15 protein-coding genes are annotated in these 17,259 nt (G+C 69.1%); 6 read left to right on the top strand and 9 right to left on the bottom strand.

Annotation, left to right across the window (positions count from 1 at the left end):
- Positions 1-2,489: S8 family serine peptidase (locus FXF52_RS36395; protein WP_187413924.1), on the bottom strand; the 2,489-nt coding region annotated here is incomplete at its 3' end.
- 1,585 nt (positions 2,490-4,074) lie between these two features.
- Between FXF52_RS36395 and FXF52_RS36400 the strand changes: the two genes are divergently transcribed.
- Both FXF52_RS36400 and FXF52_RS36405 read left to right on the top strand, forming a co-directional pair.
- A complete protein-coding gene (locus tag FXF52_RS36400) occupies positions 4,075-5,085 on the top strand; it encodes a hypothetical protein (RefSeq protein ID WP_148804221.1) in 1,011 nt (336 codons plus the stop codon).
- A 35-nt stretch (positions 5,086-5,120) separates the two neighbouring features.
- The gene (locus FXF52_RS36405; RefSeq protein WP_148804222.1) at positions 5,121-5,423 is read left to right on the top strand and encodes a hypothetical protein; all 303 of its coding nucleotides are present in this window, start codon (positions 5,121-5,123) and stop codon (positions 5,421-5,423) included.
- Positions 5,424-5,453: 30 nt separating this feature from the next.
- Here FXF52_RS36405 and FXF52_RS36410 read toward each other — a convergent pair whose 3' ends face one another.
- The 3 genes from FXF52_RS36410 to FXF52_RS36425 all read right to left on the bottom strand — a co-directional run bounded on the left by FXF52_RS36410 (position 5,454) and on the right by FXF52_RS36425 (position 9,139).
- Positions 5,454-6,080 carry a class I SAM-dependent methyltransferase gene (locus FXF52_RS36410; RefSeq protein ID WP_148804223.1) on the bottom strand — a complete coding sequence of 209 codons (627 nt, stop codon included), beginning with the start codon at positions 6,078-6,080 and terminating at the stop codon, positions 5,454-5,456.
- A gap of 117 nt (positions 6,081-6,197) precedes the next feature.
- Positions 6,198-8,366, bottom strand: a complete 2,169-nt coding sequence (locus FXF52_RS42130) for a hypothetical protein (RefSeq protein WP_187413925.1) — start codon at positions 8,364-8,366, stop codon at positions 6,198-6,200.
- Positions 8,367-8,635: 269 nt separating this feature from the next.
- Positions 8,636-9,139, bottom strand: a complete 504-nt coding sequence (locus FXF52_RS36425; RefSeq protein WP_148804225.1) for an O-acetyl-ADP-ribose deacetylase — start codon at positions 9,137-9,139, stop codon at positions 8,636-8,638.
- Between the two features lie 191 nt (positions 9,140-9,330).
- Here FXF52_RS36425 and FXF52_RS36430 point away from each other — a divergent pair, with 191 nt between their 5' ends.
- The 3 genes from FXF52_RS36430 to FXF52_RS36440 all read left to right on the top strand — a co-directional run bounded on the left by FXF52_RS36430 (position 9,331) and on the right by FXF52_RS36440 (position 11,625).
- Positions 9,331-9,798, top strand: a complete 468-nt coding sequence (locus tag FXF52_RS36430; protein ID WP_148804226.1) for a permease-like cell division protein FtsX — start codon at positions 9,331-9,333, stop codon at positions 9,796-9,798.
- A gap of 207 nt (positions 9,799-10,005) precedes the next feature.
- A complete protein-coding gene (locus tag FXF52_RS36435) occupies positions 10,006-10,518 on the top strand; it encodes a hypothetical protein (protein WP_222870875.1) in 513 nt (170 codons plus the stop codon).
- Between the two features lie 324 nt (positions 10,519-10,842).
- Entirely contained in the window at positions 10,843-11,625 is a 783-nt protein-coding gene (locus tag FXF52_RS36440; protein WP_148804227.1) for an AfsR/SARP family transcriptional regulator, read from the top strand.
- 74 nt (positions 11,626-11,699) lie between these two features.
- Here the strand turns inward: FXF52_RS36440 and FXF52_RS36445 are convergent, their stop codons facing one another.
- From FXF52_RS36445 to FXF52_RS36465, 5 genes are all read right to left on the bottom strand, one after another.
- A complete protein-coding gene (locus tag FXF52_RS36445; protein WP_148804228.1) occupies positions 11,700-12,380 on the bottom strand; it encodes a response regulator transcription factor in 681 nt (226 codons plus the stop codon).
- A complete protein-coding gene (locus FXF52_RS36450; protein WP_148804229.1) occupies positions 12,377-13,486 on the bottom strand; it encodes a sensor histidine kinase in 1,110 nt (369 codons plus the stop codon). The genes FXF52_RS36445 and FXF52_RS36450 overlap by 4 nt, the downstream gene beginning before the upstream one ends.
- Before the next feature lie 430 nt (positions 13,487-13,916).
- On the bottom strand, positions 13,917-14,585 hold the full coding sequence (locus tag FXF52_RS36455) for a GntR family transcriptional regulator (RefSeq protein WP_222870876.1): 669 nt from the start codon (positions 14,583-14,585) through the stop codon (positions 13,917-13,919).
- A 67-nt stretch (positions 14,586-14,652) separates the two neighbouring features.
- Positions 14,653-15,456: a cytochrome c biogenesis CcdA family protein gene (locus FXF52_RS36460; protein WP_148804231.1), complete on the bottom strand. Its 804-nt coding sequence runs from the start codon at positions 15,454-15,456 to the stop codon at positions 14,653-14,655.
- Positions 15,457-15,458: 2 nt separating this feature from the next.
- A complete protein-coding gene (locus FXF52_RS36465; RefSeq protein WP_148804232.1) occupies positions 15,459-15,875 on the bottom strand; it encodes a DsbA family protein in 417 nt (138 codons plus the stop codon).
- Positions 15,876-15,936: 61 nt separating this feature from the next.
- Here FXF52_RS36465 and FXF52_RS36470 point away from each other — a divergent pair, with 61 nt between their 5' ends.
- A complete protein-coding gene (locus FXF52_RS36470) occupies positions 15,937-17,166 on the top strand; it encodes an IS110 family transposase (RefSeq protein ID WP_148804233.1) in 1,230 nt (409 codons plus the stop codon).
- The last annotated feature ends 93 nt before the right edge of the window (positions 17,167-17,259 follow it).

A 17,259-nucleotide genomic window follows, 5' to 3' on the forward strand; every position in this document is an offset into this window, starting at 1 on the left:
TACTTCCCGTTGTTCGGTACCGGGTGCATGACGGTCAGCGTCATGCTGTTGTTCTTGTAGGACACCCGGAACAGGTAACCGCCCACGTTCAGGGCTCGGTTCTCGGGCAGCGCGTGGAAGGCGCCCTTGATCGAGCTACCGCTCATGATCGTGAACACGGTGCCCGGGGTCAGCGTGCCCCGCACGTCCAGGTCCAGCTCGCCGTCCAGCACCAGCTGGCCCGCCGCCCGGACGCTCGTGTAGTCCCGGTCGCCGGAGATCGTGACGGCGACGCGACCCTGCCTGCCGACGGTCACGTTCCCGCCGACGTTCAGGACGTTGCCCGCGGAGGTGCCGGTGAGCTGCGCGGCCTCGTCGGACGCGAGCCCGGGCCGCAGCACGCCGCTGGTGACGGTGACGCTGTCACCCACGCGGCCACTGCCGCCGAGCGTGCCGCCCTTGACGTCGATCGAGCTTGCGTGCGAGCCGGTGATCGAAAGCTTACCGCCTTCAACCGTCGTGCCGCCCTCGTAGGTGGCGTTGCCCGTCATGATCAGCGTCCCGGGGCCTTGCTTGGTCAGAGAAGCCGTGTACAGGTTGTTGTCGATGTTGTTCTGAATGTAGGCCGCGCGCTCGTCCATCCATTCCTTGCGCCACTTGACGGCGTCCTCATAGGTGATCTTGTCGTACAACTCGGGATGGCCGTTAGTGATAGCTTGGATGTGGGGATCACCCAAGATGCCCTGAAGCATGAAGGCCTGTTCGTCAAGCGTGCCGTCCGGGTTCAGCACGTTGGGGCTGAATTCACCGGCGTAGGCAATGCCTTGCTTCTTGTAGCCCGCCAGCCACTCCAGATCTTCCCTTTCCCTTTCCTTGATCGCGATCTGGCTGATGTCGTTCGACCAGACGTCCAGGGGCGCTTTATCCATGTTGTAGGTCATGGGGCTCAGGAGTTGGCCGGGGCCGTACATGCCCTTGGCCAGATCGGGAATCCCCCAGCCCCAGCGTTCGTCCGGAAGGCCGTCGGGAGCGGTCCAGGCGATGGATTCCCCGGAGGGGGAGGTTTGCCCGGTGCCGAGGAATCTCACGCCGTCGGACATCTTGTTGTTCGCCGTGGTGAACATCAGTTCACGCACCTGCTTGGCGTCCATGTTCGGATAGCGGGAGAGCAGAACCCCCATCACCGCTGTCGCAACGGGCGTTGCCGGTGACGTGCCGCTTGAGTTTGAATAGTTAGTGTCACCACCGCTGCTCGTGGTCCGAACGTTGCTTGACGGGGTAGACACGTTCCACCATTTGGCGAGCCCTGCCTCGTTATACCCGAAGTGCTTTGTGTATTCGGGGTTGGTCGCAGTGGGCGGTTGCACCCCGCCGACGGCTATCCACTGCTTTTCCGCCAAGGGATTGAAGAGGGGATACGCCGGGCGAAAATATGGGTTGCTCCAGTCGTTGTTGCCGGCCGACCTTGCGTTGACGGTACCGCTGTCCTTGATGGCGTCCCAGATGGCGTCCATAAAGGAACGTCCGGGGTACTTCGGATTGTATTGAATGCCGCCTTCCGAATAGCTTTTCTTGAAGAAGAAGTACTGGTATTCCAGATCCTTCAGGTGCTCGTTGGGGATAATGGTCGCCATTGCCGTGGCGCTGGCGCTGTCTTTGCCAGTCAGTTGGTAAGCGTTGGCGCGGTTGCCGTTGACTCCAAGGTCGTTTCCTAAGCCGTCATAGCGGGTTCTGTCAAGAGTCTGGACATAAGAGCCCCAACTGCTGTTGATGACCTGGGCGCCTGCGTCGACCAGGGCCTTATTGGCTGTATACCAGTACACGTAATCGTGGAAGGGGCCGTGGGACTGGCTATCGGAACCGCCGGTCTTGGCGACATACATCTTCGATCCAAAGGCGATGCCGTGCTGGTCTGTACCATCGCGCATGCCGGAGGTGACCCCAAGCATGCCGGTCCCGTGCGAGTAGTCAGTTGTTCTCGCCTGGTCACCGGCCACAGTGAACCACTCGCCCGCGGTAAAAGGGTTCGTCGGGGTCGCGCCACGATATCCGTAGCCGGACGTGCCGTAGACACCCTCCCCTGTCACCGGATCGATCAGCTCGGTCTGAAATGCTTCGTGTGTAGGCCTGTAGCCCGAATCCATCATGCCCAGCGTGACGCCCTGCCCGCAGTATCCCAGGGCGTAGGCGGTGGACGCGTTTACCGCGGCGAGCTGCCATGGGGAATTGACCGCTGTGCCAGGAGTAGAAGGATTATGGCCGGTGTAATAACCGTATTCCGGCGTTTCCCAACTGGCTTTAGCGGCATCTAGTTCCCCTGGACTCGTGGCGACAAAGCCGGGGTCTTCCGGGTACGACCACTGCGCGCAGTCTTCCGGGTACGACCACTGCGCGCTGGCCGGGCGTTCGTCGGCCCCCGGCCTGGCCAGGGCGCCGGTCGCCGGCAAGCCGGCGGCCACGACCGCCAAGGCCAGCACCGAGCCGCGCCAGGCAAGCTTCCCTCTTCGCATCTGCGTGCTCCTCCTCTCCACACCACCCGTCGACCAGCGGCTCGAGGTCCCTCGTCGGCATAGACACGGGCCAGCCGCCACAACGGTCGAGCCGAACCTACGGACCGACGTGCGGCAGGTCATCGGACACCTGTGGAAGATGGCCGCCGTCGGCTCCTACGCCTGTCGACGGTCGCCGCCGGCGCTGGACCGCGAGCCGACCCGATTCGCGTTTGCGACGACCGTATCGTCGATTCAGGAGCGATCGGTCATTGACAGGGCACAGAACGAGCGTTCAGGCAGCTCGTCTCGTTGCCCTCGTAGGCGGTGGGCCATGCGCGGTACGGGTTGTAGCCGGGATCCCCTCGCCACGGGTTTTGGCTGGGGTCGATAGGCGGCAGCTGCCCTACGTCGCCCACTCCCACGGAGATGGGAGCTACCCCTTCGACCCTTGAATAGCGGTGCCGTGGCAGCTGCCAGGCCTCGTCGACGAACAGCACGTCGAAGGGAAGCGAGTCGTTGCCGGCTGCTCCGAGGTGATCGAGCAGTCGCCGAGGCTCGCCCAGGGCACCCAGTTGTGAGATGTCCCGAGAACAACTTCGCAGGAGCTGGGGATGAGCGTGGTTGTGGTCGCGACGGAGACGTTGTCGCGTACCTCTGGTGGCACCTCGGGTAGGCGGTTGTCGACTACGAAGAGGCAGACCTTCGCCGCGCCGAGGGCCTTTCCGAGGTCGCCGGCCAGCGGGAAGATCTGTTTGTTGGCGAAGGCTGTGACGGCGACGCGGGTGCAGTTGGCGTGGTCCAGGGCCTCGCGGACCATGTGCACCAGCGCGTATGACCTCCCGGCGCCGGCTGCGGCGCGCAGCAGGATCTTGTCGTATTCCTCGGCATCGCTGAGGGCCGCCGAGAGCGCGGAGATGGCGCGCTGGGCCGACTCGATGTTGCCCTCGCCGCCTCCTCGTGGTGGAGCGCGTCGCTGGCCGATGCGGCGGGGGTGGAGAAGGTGATGGTCACGGCTGCTCAGTCCAGGTCGTCCATGGTCAGGCTGTCGGGGGCCGGTGCGAGCGCGGGCTCGGGTGCGTCGGCGCCCGGGCCGACGTCGAACCGCTCCTCGTCGACGAGGGGCGGCCACACCTCGGGGTTCAGCTCGCCACGTTCCCTGCGCTGCGCGAGCAGGTCGGACCACTCGGCCTCGGCGACCGTGTGCGGTCTGCAGCACCACCGGTGGCCCTCGGGGTCAGAAGGGGCCCAAAGCCTCCGAGCTACTGGGGGAACCTGACATGGAGTGCAGGCACGAACAGGTCGTTGTCGACGCGCTGGGCTCGTCACCATGGCGCCGGCGTAAAACTGGCCGAGGTGCCCGTGCTGCTACTTGGCTACAGGTTGGCGCCGTTCATCCTCTCGTAGTGCCGCGGTACACCTGCCGTCCGGCAGCGCTCCTTGACCGCCGGTCAAGACATGTGGCAAGCCTGACCCTTGCGGCGCGGAGCTTCCGGTCGAGTGCGCACGCGGTCAACGCGGCATGCTGCGCAAGCCCGTGGAGCGTAACTGGGTGGTCCGATTGGGATGGGTCGGCGACCATGGTCGGCATGGCGAGGGACCGGGCATGAGGCTGCCACTTCAGGGCGGGCTGCCGCCGGTGGATGCGACGTCCGGCGCTGTCGTGGAGATCGCCTGTGACGAGTCAGGTTTCTCCGGCACCAATCTGCTTGATCCCGCCACTCCGGTGATCACACACGCGAGTGTCGACCTTTGTGGCGATGAGGCTGCTGAGCTGGTCGCGACGCTGCGGTCCGGTTTCCGGTTCTCGCCGAACGAGTTCAAGTCCCGGCAGTTCCTCCGCCGGCCCGAAGCGGGTGAGGCGCTGGAGTGGTTCCTGGCGGCGCTGCGCGGCCGGGCACACGTCCACCTGGTCGACAAGCAGTACTTCCTCGTCACCCGCATCGTCGACCTGTTGCTGACCGAGCCGTCGTACGCGGCCGGCACCCGCCTGACCCAGGAACACCGGCCGGCCGCCCTCGCCCTGTACCGGGCCGGACGCTCGGCCGGTCCCGATTGGAGTCTCCTCCTCGCGGCTTTCGTCGAGATGCTCCGGACCAAACGACGAGATCGGCCGGATCACCGCAGCGTGGAACGGTTCTTCCAGGCACGGGAGGGGCTGCTACGACACGCGCTGGGCGCGCCGGCCGAGGCCGTTCTTCTCGGGCTCGACCGTACCCGGGTGGCCGGCGTCCAGGCCCGGCTGCACGGCTACGACCGGTCGATCCCGCCACCGCTGGAGCCGATGCTGCCGGCGCTGGCCGAGACCGTCCTGTTCTGGAGCGGCGGAAAGCGGCGGGTGCTGGTGACCCACGACGAGCAGAGCGCCCTCACGGCCGACCGGCTGCGTCGCCTCCAGCGGGTGCTGGCCGACGGCGCCGGGCTGCCCCCGGCTGGGGAGTCGCCGTTGGCCGGGCTGGTGACGGTCGACTCCCGGGACGATCCGCGGGTCCAGGTCGCCGACCTGCTCGCCGGGGTGGCCCGGCGGATGCCGGGGATCGTCGACGATGGCCCACTCCAGCCGTTGCTCTCCCCGACCTCACTGCGCGATCCGATCGGTGACGCCCTACCGACGTGACGGCCAAGCGGGACAGGGCTACGGGAGTTCACCGGGTGGGCGGTGGGGTGGATCCGGACTGCCCGGACCCGGCCACCTGCCCGTCGGTGGGTGGCCTGGACCTGGGAGAGGTCAGCCTTGGCGTCGACGGTGCCAGCGGTGGCGAGCCTGCGGCGTTGAACCAGGCTGTGGCCGATACCGGGTTCCGTAAGCCGTCGGGCCGTGCCGTGTTGGCCGCGGTGGTGGCGCTGGCGTCGCAGGCCGGGCCGCTACTGGTGCTCGATGACAGAGGCGCCCGCGCGTTCGTGGTGTCGCCAGGCGTCGATCCGGCCCACCTGGTCGGGCATTGGCCTTGGTAGCCGTGGACTGCGAGTCGCCGAGAGAGTCGGTCAGCGTTGTGGGCGCTGAGCCCAGAAGAGGGCGTGTCCGCTGGTTCCTTCGGGGACGAAGTCCTCGGAGGTGATCGTCAGTCCCGCCTGCTGCAACCAGGACCGGTAGGTGGGGGCGTCGGCGTGGCTCCACCACATGGTGGCGGGTCCGTCGAGCCAGTTGTCCTCGGTGCCGGTCCAGGCGTTGCTGCCGACGGTGGTCAGCAGCCAGCCGCCGGGGCGTAGCCAGGTGGCGATCTGCTCGATGAGCCGCGGCTGGTCGGGCAGGGGCATGTGGATGAGGGCGTAGAGGCAGACCACGGCGTCGAACGAGGCTGGTGGCAGGTCGAGTCGGGTGGCGTCGGCGCGCAGGAAGGTGCCGGTGGGCACCAGGCGGCGGGCCCGTTCGATCTGTACCTCGCTGATGTCGACGCCGGTGATGTGGTGCCCGGCGTCGGCGAGGAAGCGGGCGACCGGCACGCCGCAGCCGCAGCCGAGGTCGAGGACCGCTGCCGAGGTCGGTAGGCACCGGTGCAGGTCGGCGAGCCAGGGAGCGTACTGGCCGTCGCCAGCATCGTCGGCCCGGTAGTGGTAGGAGAGCGCGTCGTATCCGCGTCGGACCAGGTCGCGCTCGTCGTTGCTGCCCACCCTCGGGACGCTACGAGTCTGGGCGCCGCGTGCCGATTCATTTACGCGAGCATCTGGCGGGACGCAGGTGTGACCGCCGCATCGCGCGGTTCAGCCGGTAGGTTGAGGGCGACCGCGTCATGGCGGCCCCAGAGCCGGCCCGCTCCGCGAAGGCTGGCTCGACGGCGTACGGGAGGACGGCACAGGAGCAGGGCCGGGAGTCCCAGCGGTGCCGCCGTACCACGTCGCGAGGCGGTCCTGTAGGCGAGCGTGGCGGAACTGGTAGACGGGACCTGCGGTACGTAGGACGTGGCGGGGGCGGGCATCTTCCAGGAAACTCATCAGCCGCACCGGGACGACCCCCGATCGACGCAGCTGGAGGAAGGCCAGCCCGGCTGGCCAGGTCTCCGAGTACGAAACCCCGGCCGCGAGCCCGAACGCGAGCCCGAACAGCAGGCCGTCCGCGAGCCCGATCCGGAGCCCGAACACGAGCCCGGACACGAACGCGAACACGGACCCGAACCCGAGCCCGAGCACCAGCCCGAGCCCGAACCCGTGCTGGCGGGCCCGCCGCCAGCATGTGATCGGATCAATAGGACTGCCTGGCTCCACTGAAGAGCGTGAGATGGCGAACACCAGTACGGTGGTGAGCCCGATCGCGAGACCGCTCACGAGTCCGACCACGAGCCCGAACACGAGGCCGCCGAAGAGCCAGGCCATCACCCCGAACGCCAACCCGGACGTGAGTCCGCCGAGGAGACAGTCCCACAGGTAGCGGCGGGCGCCGAGGGAGGACCAGCGGACCGACCCGAGCTGTTCCGGCTCGCCGCCGCCGCGCGCACACACGAGCGCAACGACGAGTCCCATCACGAGCCCGATGGCGAGTCCGCCGGCGAGCCCCACCGAGAGCCCTTGTGCGAGTCCGAACACGACGCCCGCGAGCCCGAACATGAGCATGGTGGTGATGACGCGGGGAAACGCGGGCGCCCAGGTGGGGATCTGCCACCAGGCCAGATCGCGCATGCCGTCCTGGCGCATCCGGTCGGCGAGGTAGCCCAACCACTGCTGTGCCTGCACCACGGTGTATCGCGATGGCGGCTGGCCCGGCCGGGTCGCGTAGGCGGCGGGCAGGACCCGGTCCAGAAGTTCGTCTTCCACCTGGTCCCGTCCGGTGAACCGGCTCGTATCCAGCAGGACGTCAACCTGCTCGCCGTCGGACAGGGTGTCGCGGACCAGGCCGAGCATCAGCGGAGTGTCCAACGCCTGGGTCACCACGCTGTCCGGGCAGTCCCGGACGTGCTCGACAAGCCGTTGCCAGGCGGCCGGCGCCGGATGCACGCGGCACCGCGCCAGATACGCCGCCGCCTGCTTGGGCGGGACCGGCTGCAGTTGCACCGCCGCGGCCCGGTGCAGATGCCGTTCCGCGGCGGCGTCGACCATCTCCCGGCTGCGGGTCGTCACCACCAGCCGCATCGCCGTGACCTGCTCATCCAGTGCTCGCAGCGCCACCGGCCGAACCGCCTCGGGAAGCTCGTCCAGTCCGTCCAGGAACAGCGCCACCCGGCCGTGGCGCACCAGCGCCGCCGCCGCATCGGGGCCGTACTCGGCCGCGTTGAGAAACGGGTAGAGCGTCCCCAGCCGGCCCGCCAGCCAGTCCTCGACCGGTTGGGTCGCCGGATCCCAGCCGTGCGGGGTGAACAGCACCGGCACCGGGGTGCGTCGCCGCTGCTCGTCCGCCAGCTCGAACCGGTGGGCCAAGGCGTCCAGTGTCAACAGGACGGCCGCACCCGACTTGCCCGCCCCCGGCGCACCGATCACCAGCAGCCGGCCCGAGTCGACGCCGCCGTACACTCCCAGCAGGTCGGCCAGTCCGCCCTCGTCCAGGTCGACCGAGGTGACCCGTGGCAGCCCGGGCAACGGCGCAAACCCGAGCCCACTGGCGCTGGACACGGCATCGGCCACCGATCCGGTCACCGGCAGCGTCGACCAGCGCCAGCGCACCGGAACCGGCGCCGGATACCGCAGCAGGCGATCCCTGGCCTGCGTCTCCCACTCCGCCCGAACCGCAGCCGCCAACGCGTCCGCCGCACGGTCCAGGCCGTCCGCTGCCGGTGCTCTGGCGGTCCGGGCACGCCACAGCCAGAGCGTGACCGGTACGGCAAGGGCCAACACGGCCGTGACCGCTTGGATCACCGTGCCGGCGAGGCTACGGTCCTTGGCCTGGAACAGGTAGCCCAGAACGCCCACGATGCCGACCAACCAGATCAACAGGGCCGGCCACACCCAACGGCGGTGCCTACCAGACATGCCAGGCAGTGTGCCGGACCGGGACCAGCGCCGCACGACCCGAACAGCCGGACCAGGCGAGCGGGGCGACACTCACTGCCGGCCTGCTGACTCCGGCGGCTGATCGAGGCCAGCCCCATCAGGGTGCACGGGCGCGCGCTGCGGGCGGGGGCGCCCGGTACGACCTCGACAGCGGCCCCGTCACACTGGTGGCCTGACCCGAAGCTCGCGACGCCCGGGGGCGCGAGGCGTGCCTCCGGGCCGGGCTGCTGGTGGTGGCCGCGCCAGTGTCAGCTGTGCAGGGCCGCGGTCAGCAGGTCGTACGTGGCCTGGTCGAAGGCGACGAGGCGGATCTGCTCGACCTTCGTCGGCGTCGCCCGGATGGTCGCGATCGCGATCGTCGCCGCCTGATCGGCCGGGAAGCCGTAGACGCCGGTGGCGATGGCGGGGAAGGCCACGCTGCGGGCACCGATCTCGTCGGCGACCTCGAGGCTGCGCTGGTAGCACGACGCCAGGATGCCGGCCTCGCCGTGGCCGCCACCTTCCCACACCGGACCGACCGTGTGGATGACATGGCGTACCGGTGGGTCCAGGTCGAACGCGGGCGTGGCCACCGCGTCGCCCGGGGCGCAGGGTGCGAGCGCCGCGCCCGCCTGGGCCAACTGCGGCCCGGCCGCCCGATGAATCGCCCCGTCCACCCCGCCGCCGCCCAGCAGCGACTCGTTCGCCGCGGTGACGACGGCGTCGACGTCTTCGCTGGTGATGTCGCCCAGCACCACTTCGACTGTCGGCATGGGCCGATGATGCCACCCGGCCTCGCCCCGGGCTGGCCAGCTCGTTGACGGGTCGGCTGCGTGTCGGCGCGGAGGGCGGCGGCTCCGCGGGGCAACGCGGACTGGCGGTGGCTGGTTTACTGTGCGCCGTGTCGGAGCCGTTTCCCCCGCCGTCCCTGGACGGGCCGTCAGCCACGGGTACGCCGCCTGTCGTGCCGGAGTCGCCCACCCCGCGCCGGCGGTGGGTCCTGGTCCTGGTCGTCGCCGCGGTGGCGATGCTCGTCGGTGCGGCCGCGGCGACCACGGTCTTCCTGGTCGTCGGCCGGGGCGACCAGCACCAGTACACGGTCAACGTGTTCCTGACCCACGATGTCACCGCCGAGCAGAAGGCGGCGATCGAGGCGGCGCTGGCCGGCCTGGAACCGGTGGAGGGCATTCGGTTCGAGAGCCGTGAGCAGGCGTGGCAGCACTTCAAGGAGATGGTGGAGGACCGGCCGGACCTGGTCGGGCAGGTCTCGGCCGACGCGTTGCCGGAGTCTTACCGGCTCACCACCGAGGGCCGGGAGTTCGACTGCGGTCGGCTGGTGCCGATCCGGGGGCTGCCCGGGGTGGACGAGATCCAGGTGATCCAGCGGCCGACCGAGGGGCGGGCCGGCGCGGTCGTGAGCTGCGGCGGCTGAGCCGCGCCGTCCGGTCACCCGCGATCGGCGGCGCCGAGGCGGTGACGGACGGGGTCCGACCGGTCGTCGATGCTGCCTCGACCCGGTCGTGGTCACCTCGATGCTTCCAGGATCATCCGATCAACGTCCGGCGATGGTGTGGCCAGGCCGGTGGAGTAGAGGCGATCAGCTGTGCTGCGAGACAGACCCCGGCGGTGGGACCCTCGGGTGTGGAACGCCACGCCCGAGGAGGTGGCGGCCGACTATCCGTGCGACCGCCACATGACGGTGCCGTTTCGTTCGTTCGTGCGGGCCGTCGACGTGGCGGCGCCCGTCCCGGTGGTGTACCGGTGGCTGTGTCAATTCAAGGTGGCGCCGTACAGCTACGACCTGGTGGACAACCTGGGCCGGCGCAGCCCCCGGACCCTCACCCCCGGTGCCCAGGAGTTGGCGCCGGGTCAGAAGTTCCTGATCTTCGAGGTGGTCGAGTTCGTTGCCGACGAGCACCTCACCGGGGTGATCGCCGAGCGGCACCGGCGCAGCTACGGCGACGTGGCGGTCACCTACCGGGTGGCGCCGACCGCGGGTGGCACGCGGCTGGTCGGTCGGCTCGACGTCGGTGCCACCACCGTCTTCGAGCGGGCCCGCCGAGCGGCGCTGGCGGTCGGTGACGCGCTCATGGGCCGTAAGCAGTTGCTCACCATCAAAGCCCTCGCCGAGGAGACCGCCGGGGCGGAATGAACCGCGGATGTGCGGATGTCGGTCGGCGGCGGGCGCGTCGGTGAAATGGGAGTGAACGCGAATCGCAATCGCATTTCCGGCTGCGAACCGTTCATTGTTGGTGGCCGGCGGCTGGCGTGGGGCCGTTTGCAAAACTGTTCGGCGCGCTCAGGGACATCGATGCCGGAAAAGTCAAGGTCGTTGGAGGAGTAGCGGCGTACCACCAAAGTGGTATCGATGAGGTCCGATTAGTTGCGCAGGGGTCCACCTTGGACGCAGTGGAGCTTGGGACGGGCTCACGGGCAGTTAGCGTCTACGCCAGATGCGTAGAGAAGAGGGAACGAAATGCTCCGCTTCAACATCCTCGGCAGCCTGGAAGTCCGGCACCACGGCGTGGACTGCACCCCCACCGCGCCGAAGGTCCGTGCGGTCCTCGCGCTGCTGCTGCTCCGGGCCAACCAGACGGTGAGCCAGGACACCATCTTCGACTGGTTGTGGGGCAACCGGCCGCCCCGGAGCGCCGCCACCACCACCCAGACCTACGTCTACCAGCTTCGGGCGCTCTTCGAGCGGGTGGGCGTCGCCGGTTCCGCCGACCAGGTCCTGATCACCCGACCGACCGGATACCTGCTGTCGCTCGGTGCGGAGCAGCTCGACGCGACCGTCTTCGCCCGCCTCTGCGAGGAGGGTGGCGCCCTGCTGGACGCCGGGCGGGCTGCCGAGGCGGCGCAGCGCCTGCGTACCGCCCTGTCCCTGTGGCGGGGGCCGGTGCTCGACGACGTGAACGTCGAGGACTGGATGGCCGCCGACCTCGCGCACCTCACCGAGTTGCGGATGCGGGCCCTGGAGCTGCGTATCGAGGCGGACGCCCGGCTGGGTCGCTACCGGGAACTGATCACCGAGCTGCGGGCCCTGGTCGCGGCACACCCGTTCAACGAGTGGTTCCACGCCCAGCTGATCACGGCACTGAACCGGTGCGGCCGGCGGGCCGAGGCGCTGCACGCGTACCGGAGCCTGCGGCAGACCCTCTCCGACGAGTTGGGCCTGGAACCGACGCCGGAGCTGCAGGAGCTCCAGCGGCAGGTGCTGAACGGCACGCCCGCCCGGCTCCTCGTCCCCGCCGGCTGACCGCCGAGCGGCGCCCTCGGTCCGGCAGCGACGCGCGGACCGAGGGTGCCAGTGGTGTCACCCGTGTCCCGCGGTCACCCACGTGGCCGCGGGACGGCCGGCTTCTCCGGGCTGACCAGGTTCATGGCGATGGCCTTGTTCACCGCGTCGATCCGGGACACCGCACCCAGCTTGGTGAACACGTTGCGCAGGTGCCGCTTGACCGTGCCCTCGGTGATGTCCAGCCGCCGGGCGATCTGCGAGTTGCTGTACGCCTGGGCCACCAGGCTGACGATCTCCACCTCGCGGTCGGACAGGATCCGGGCGCCGGCGTCACTGACCTGCTCGAAGCTCTCCCGGGAGATCGACAGCATGATCCGGCCGGCGTCGGTCCGCACGCTGCGCAGCGCGGCGACCAGGTCGTCGCGGGTCACGCTCTTCAGCAGGTACGCGCGGGCGCCGGCGCCGAGCAGCTCCCGCACCACGGTGGGCTCGTCGAACATGCTCAGGATGACGATGCGGGTGGCCGGGGCCGCCGCCAGGGTCCGGGCGATCGTGGTGGCGGCGTGGTCGCCGGGGATGCCGACGTCGAGCAGCATCACGTCGGGCCGGTGCGCGGCGGCGAACGCCACCGCCTCCGCGCCGGTGCTGGCTTCGCCGACCACGGTCAGGTCCGGCTCCATCGACAGCAGCTCGCGCAGGCCGTGCCGGAACAGCGCGTGGTCGTCGACGAGGAGGATCCTGGTCGGCGCGGGAGGCTGGGCAGACAGTGTCATCGATCGGTCCCCGGGAGTGGGATGAAGGCCTCGACGCGGGTGCCGCGGCCCGGCGCGCTGTGTAGGAGGAGCATGCCGCCGAGCAGTTCGACTCGTTCCCGCATGGAGGCCAGGCCGGTGCCGCCGGTGGTGGCGGTGTGGTCGGGGTCGAAGCCTACGCCGTCGTCGTTGACCCAGACGCGGATTTCGTGTGGTGCGATGTCTACGTGGCTGAGGATGGTGTGGGCCTGGGAGTGGCAGAAGGCGTTGCGTAGGGCTTCGCGGACGACGAGGAAGACCTCGGCCAGCACTTCGGCGGGGATCCAGCCTTCGTCGCCGCTGACGGCGAGGTCGACTGCGGCGTTGCCTTCGCCCATGACGTCGAGGAAGCCGCGTAGGGCTTGTTCCAGGTTGTCGAACTTGGATTCCAGTCGTAGGTCGGTGGCTACGCCGCGGACTGCTTCCAGGGTTTGCACGCTGGCCTGGTAGGCGACGTCGACCTTGTCGTGGGACCGGTGCTGGTCGGTGTGGGCGTAGGTTTTGGCCAGTTCGAGGTTGCGGGTCACGACGCTGGCTGATCCGCCGACGCGGTCGTGCAGTTCGCGGGCTATCCGGTGCCGTTCGGCGAGTTGGGCTTGCTGGACGCGGTCGAGCAGGAATCCGACGTATGCCTCGGAGGCCCAGCGGACCCGGGTCATGACGCTGCGTTGCAGGGCTTGGGTGGCGGTGCGGATGATGCAGGTGGCGTCGGGTTGGCCGGCGGCGGTCTCGATCACCGCGTCGAGTACCGGTTCGAACAGTTCGGTCGCGGCTCGCAGTGACTCGACCGGGTGCAGGTTGCCCATGGCGCGGGCGGCGCCGGCCTGCCAGGCGAGGGCGATGGCCGTCTCGTCGACCTGGATCTGTCCGGTGCGGATGCTCTCGGTGACGTCGTCCAGCACTTGCTGGGCCTGGGTGATCGCCTGGTGGAGAAGTGTTTCCTCGATGCCTAACGGGCCGCAGGACCCGATCAGGCGCTTACGGAAAGTGTCCAGAACCGTGTCGTGGCGGGTCTGGAACGCGCTCGCGATAAAGAATCCCGTGGCGAGCCCGCTTGAATCCAGCGTGGAACGCAGGCGGGGGTTCATGACGAAGGCCTCCTCGCGGGGGTGGGGGTGGTGCGAGGAAGCCGGAGGGCGGGCCGCCCTCCGGCTGGCTGGTTGATGCAAGATCTTGCAACGATTCCAGAAAGCTACCAGCTAAATGCGTCAATGTGAACGGGCTGGCGAGCGGCTGGGCGCAAGATGTTGCGCCCGGAAGACCGGAAGGGCAGCCGAGCAGCGGAAAGTTGTTGCACAGGCGGCAAGAAGTTGCCGCATCATCTTTGGGTGGGTAGCGCAGCCGTCAGACGGCGCGGAATCCATCCGGCGGCCAGTGGTGGATTCCCACGCCGAGTCCATCGCACCCGCGCCGGTGGCCGTCGCCTGGTTCGAACCGGCTGTCGGCTCCGCCCGCGCTGGCGGAGACCCTGACCGGTGCACAGCGTCAGGGCACGTGTAGCGGCCGGCAACTCGACGTCTATCTCGTCTTGTGGGATCCGCGCTGGTAGCCGCTGGCGGAGGGCGGGATGTAGGTCTCGGCCAGGTGCTGGCGGAGCACGTCGGTGAACCCGTCGGCGTCACCGGCGTGCAGGCGCTCGACGAGGATCTCGTGCTCGGTCAGGATCTCGTCGCACCGCGCTAGGAGCCGGTCACCCTTGCTGAACAGCAGGAACCGCTGCCGGTCGGACAGCCGGTCGTTGAGTTCGAGCAGGATATCGTTGTCCGCGGCCTCCACGAAGGCACGGTGGAAGGCGATGGTCAACTCGATGAACTGCCGGATGTCCTTGGCCTCGAACGCGGCGCGCTGCTGTTCGATCGACTGGCGTAGCCGCTCGGCAAGCAGTTCCCGGACGGGGGCGCTTGCCCGGCTGGCCCCCGTCGATTCCAGCATCAGGCGGGCGTCCTCCAGGTCGGCCACCGCCCGCTCGCTGAGCCCCTGCACCAGCGCGCCGCGCTTGGGGTAGATGACGATCCAGCCCTCGTCCTGCAGGCGGGCGAGCGCGGAACGTACCGGGGTGCGGCTGACCCCGACCTCCGTGGCGAGGGTCTCCTCGCCGAGCATGGTTCCTGCCGGGTGGACGCCGTTGAGGATGCCGTCACGGATCGCCTGGTAGGCCCGGTCCGCCGCACTTGCACTGCCTTCCAACGACTCTCCCATCCACGGTGACGTGACGTACCTGCCACAAGTATCCATCCGGCACGCCTAGGCGCCTTCACCGGCGGGCCGCTCGGGCGCGGACGAACAGCCAGGCCACGGCGGCGCCGCCGATCACGATCGCGGCCACGAGAAGATCCGGCACACCATCGGTGACCTGCCGTACCCGGTCCTCGAGCGCGGCCTGGTCGGAGGCGCCGAGAATGCCGCTCAGCGCCCTGGTGCCGTCGGTGACCAGGAGCAGGACGCCGATCGCCACGGTCAGTGCGCCGCCGAAGATTCCGGTCCAGGTGTTACTCCATCCCCCGAGGCGGATCCCACGGGGGCGGACCAGTCTGCGCACGAACGGCAGCCGTCCCCACAGCAGGGCCAGGACCAACAGGGGAGCGGCCATGCCGGCGGCGAAGACGAGCAGCACGATCCCGCCGTACAGGGCGTTGCCGCCGACCGCGGCGACGGTCAGCACCGCGCCGAGCAACGGGCCGGCGCAGACACCGGCGAGGCCGTAGATCGTGCCGAGCGCGTAGACGGATGCCGCCGAAGAGCCCTCCATTCCGCTATGGGACAGACCCGGGATAGAGATGTTGGCCAGCATGATTAGGCCGAGCACGATCACCACGACGGCCGCGACCGTGACGAACGTGTCGCGGTGCTGGCTGACGAACGCTCCCACCGTCCCGGCGAGCACACCCAACGGCACGAGCGCGGTGATCAAGCCCAGATAGAACACCCCGGTGCGGCTGACCAGCAGGGCCGGGCTGGCGAAGGCGTACGAGAAGAACGCCGGGAGCAGCATCGCCGAGCAGGGGCTCAGCAGGGTCAGCAGGCCCCCGAGCGATGCGCCGAGAAGTCCCAGCTCCACGGTCAACTCGCCTTGGCGATCGCAGCGTCCAGGTACTGGCGGAAGACCGAGGTCGGCTGCGCGCCGGACAGCGTGTTGTCACCGGCGACGAAGAACGGGACGCTGGTGACACCCAACTGCGCGGCCTCGCTGTTGCTGGCCTCCGCCGCGGCGCGAAGGCCGGCGTCGTCCAGGTCCGCGGTGAACCGCTCGATGTCGGGCACGCCGGCCTTCTTGGCGAACGCGATCAGTCGCTCGCGCGGCAGATCCGGGTGCTTGTGCTCGGGGGCCTCCTTGTACACGGCGCTGAGGAACTCGAAGAACCGGCCCTGCTCTGCCGCAGCTCGTGCGGCGACAGCGGCGTCCTCGGACTGCTCCCCGAAGTACGCGACGGCTGATGGGGTGTCGTGCCCGCTGACGTTGCGTGAGCACTGGTCCATTAGGCCGCCGGGCTCTTCCGCGGGCTGCCGACGGTGTCCCTGTGGTGCAGCGGAGGCGGATGTGCTGTTTGTCGGTGACGACTGGGCAGAAGATCATCATGATGTGGAGGTGCAGGACGAGCACGGCCGGCCGTTGCGGACCGTCCGGCTGCCCGAGGGTGTGGACGGTATGGCCCGTTTCCACGACCTCGTGGCCGGGTTCCTGCCTGAGGATGCCACGCCGGCGCAGGTGCTGGTGTGTATCGAGACCGATCGCGGGCCGTGGGTGCAGGCGCTGGTCGCGGCCGGCTATCAGGTGTACGGGGTCAACCCGAAGCAGGCCGCCCGGCATCGGGAGCTCGTGTCGATCTCCGGTGCCAAGAGCGACAAGGCCGACGCGCACACCCTCGCAGACATGGTGCGGACCCGCCGGCACCAGCTGCGGCAGGTCGCCGCGGACTCTGACATCGCCGAGGCGGTCAAGGTCGTCGCCCGCGCGCACCAGACGCTGATCTGGGAACGCACCCGGCACACGCTGCGGTTGCGGGCGGCGCTGCGGGAGTACTTCCCCGCCGCGCTGCAGGCCTACGAGGTGCTGACACTCACCGGCTCGGACGCCCTGGCGCTGCTGGCCAAGGCGCCGACCCCGGCCACAGCGGCCAAGCTCACCGTGGCGCAGATCAGTGCCGCGCTCAAACGAGCCCGCCGACGCGACATCGCGGCCAAAGCGGCAGCGATCCAGCAGGCACTGCGCACCGCGCACCTGGGCCAGCCCGAGATCGTCACCGGCGCGTACGCGGCAACCGTCCGCGCCACGGTGGCGATCCTGCAAACTCTCAACGCCGAGATCCGCACCATGGAAGGACAGGTCGAGGCGCATTTTGGCCAGCACCCGGACGCTGAGGTCTACCTCAGCCAGCCCGGCATCGGCGCGATCCTCGGCGCCCGGGTGCTCGCCGAGTTCGGTGACGCTCCCGGCCGCTACACCGACGCCCGCTCCCGCAAGAACTACGCGGGCACCGCCCCCATCACCCGCCAGTCCGGCAAGACCAAGACGGTGCACGCCCGGTTCGTCCACAACGACCGGCTCGTCGACGCCCTACACATGCAGGCGGGCGCCGCGATCCTGCACGACACCGCCGTACGCGCCTACTACGACGAACTCCGCGCCCGCGACGTCAGCCACCCCGCCGCCCTACGCCAGATCGGCAACCGCCTCGTCGGCATCCTCCACGGCTGCCTCAAGACCCACACCCACTACGACCAGGCCACCGCCTGGTCACACCGAACTGTCGTACGCGCTGCTGCTTGACACCTCAGCTCCTGGGATGTCTGACCCCGCTGCAGCATCGCAAAGCCCCCGACAAGCCCACCACCCCAGGCTGGAAGTGGGCGATCTGCCCCC

It is taken from the genome of Micromonospora sp. MP36 (genome assembly GCF_008119785.1).
In the GTDB taxonomy this organism is placed as follows: domain Bacteria; phylum Actinomycetota; class Actinomycetes; order Mycobacteriales; family Micromonosporaceae; genus Micromonospora.

Bases quoted from the DNA above. Each gene is read 5' to 3' on its own strand.
- FXF52_RS36440 (WP_148804227.1), top strand. From the start codon at position 10,843: ATGCTCCGCTTCAACATCCTCGGCAGCCTGGAAGTCCGGCACCACGGC.
- FXF52_RS36425 (WP_148804225.1), bottom strand. From the start codon at position 9,139: ATGCCGACAGTCGAAGTGGTGCTGGGCGACATCACCAGCGAAGACGTC.
- FXF52_RS36400 (WP_148804221.1), top strand. From the start codon at position 4,075: ATGAGGCTGCCACTTCAGGGCGGGCTGCCGCCGGTGGATGCGACGTCC.
- FXF52_RS36450 (WP_148804229.1), bottom strand. From the start codon at position 13,486: ATGAACCCCCGCCTGCGTTCCACGCTGGATTCAAGCGGGCTCGCCACG.
- FXF52_RS36445 (WP_148804228.1), bottom strand. From the start codon at position 12,380: ATGACACTGTCTGCCCAGCCTCCCGCGCCGACCAGGATCCTCCTCGTC.
- FXF52_RS36465 (WP_148804232.1), bottom strand. From the start codon at position 15,875: ATGGACCAGTGCTCACGCAACGTCAGCGGGCACGACACCCCATCAGCC.
- FXF52_RS42130 (WP_187413925.1), bottom strand. From the start codon at position 8,366: ATGTCTGGTAGGCACCGCCGTTGGGTGTGGCCGGCCCTGTTGATCTGG.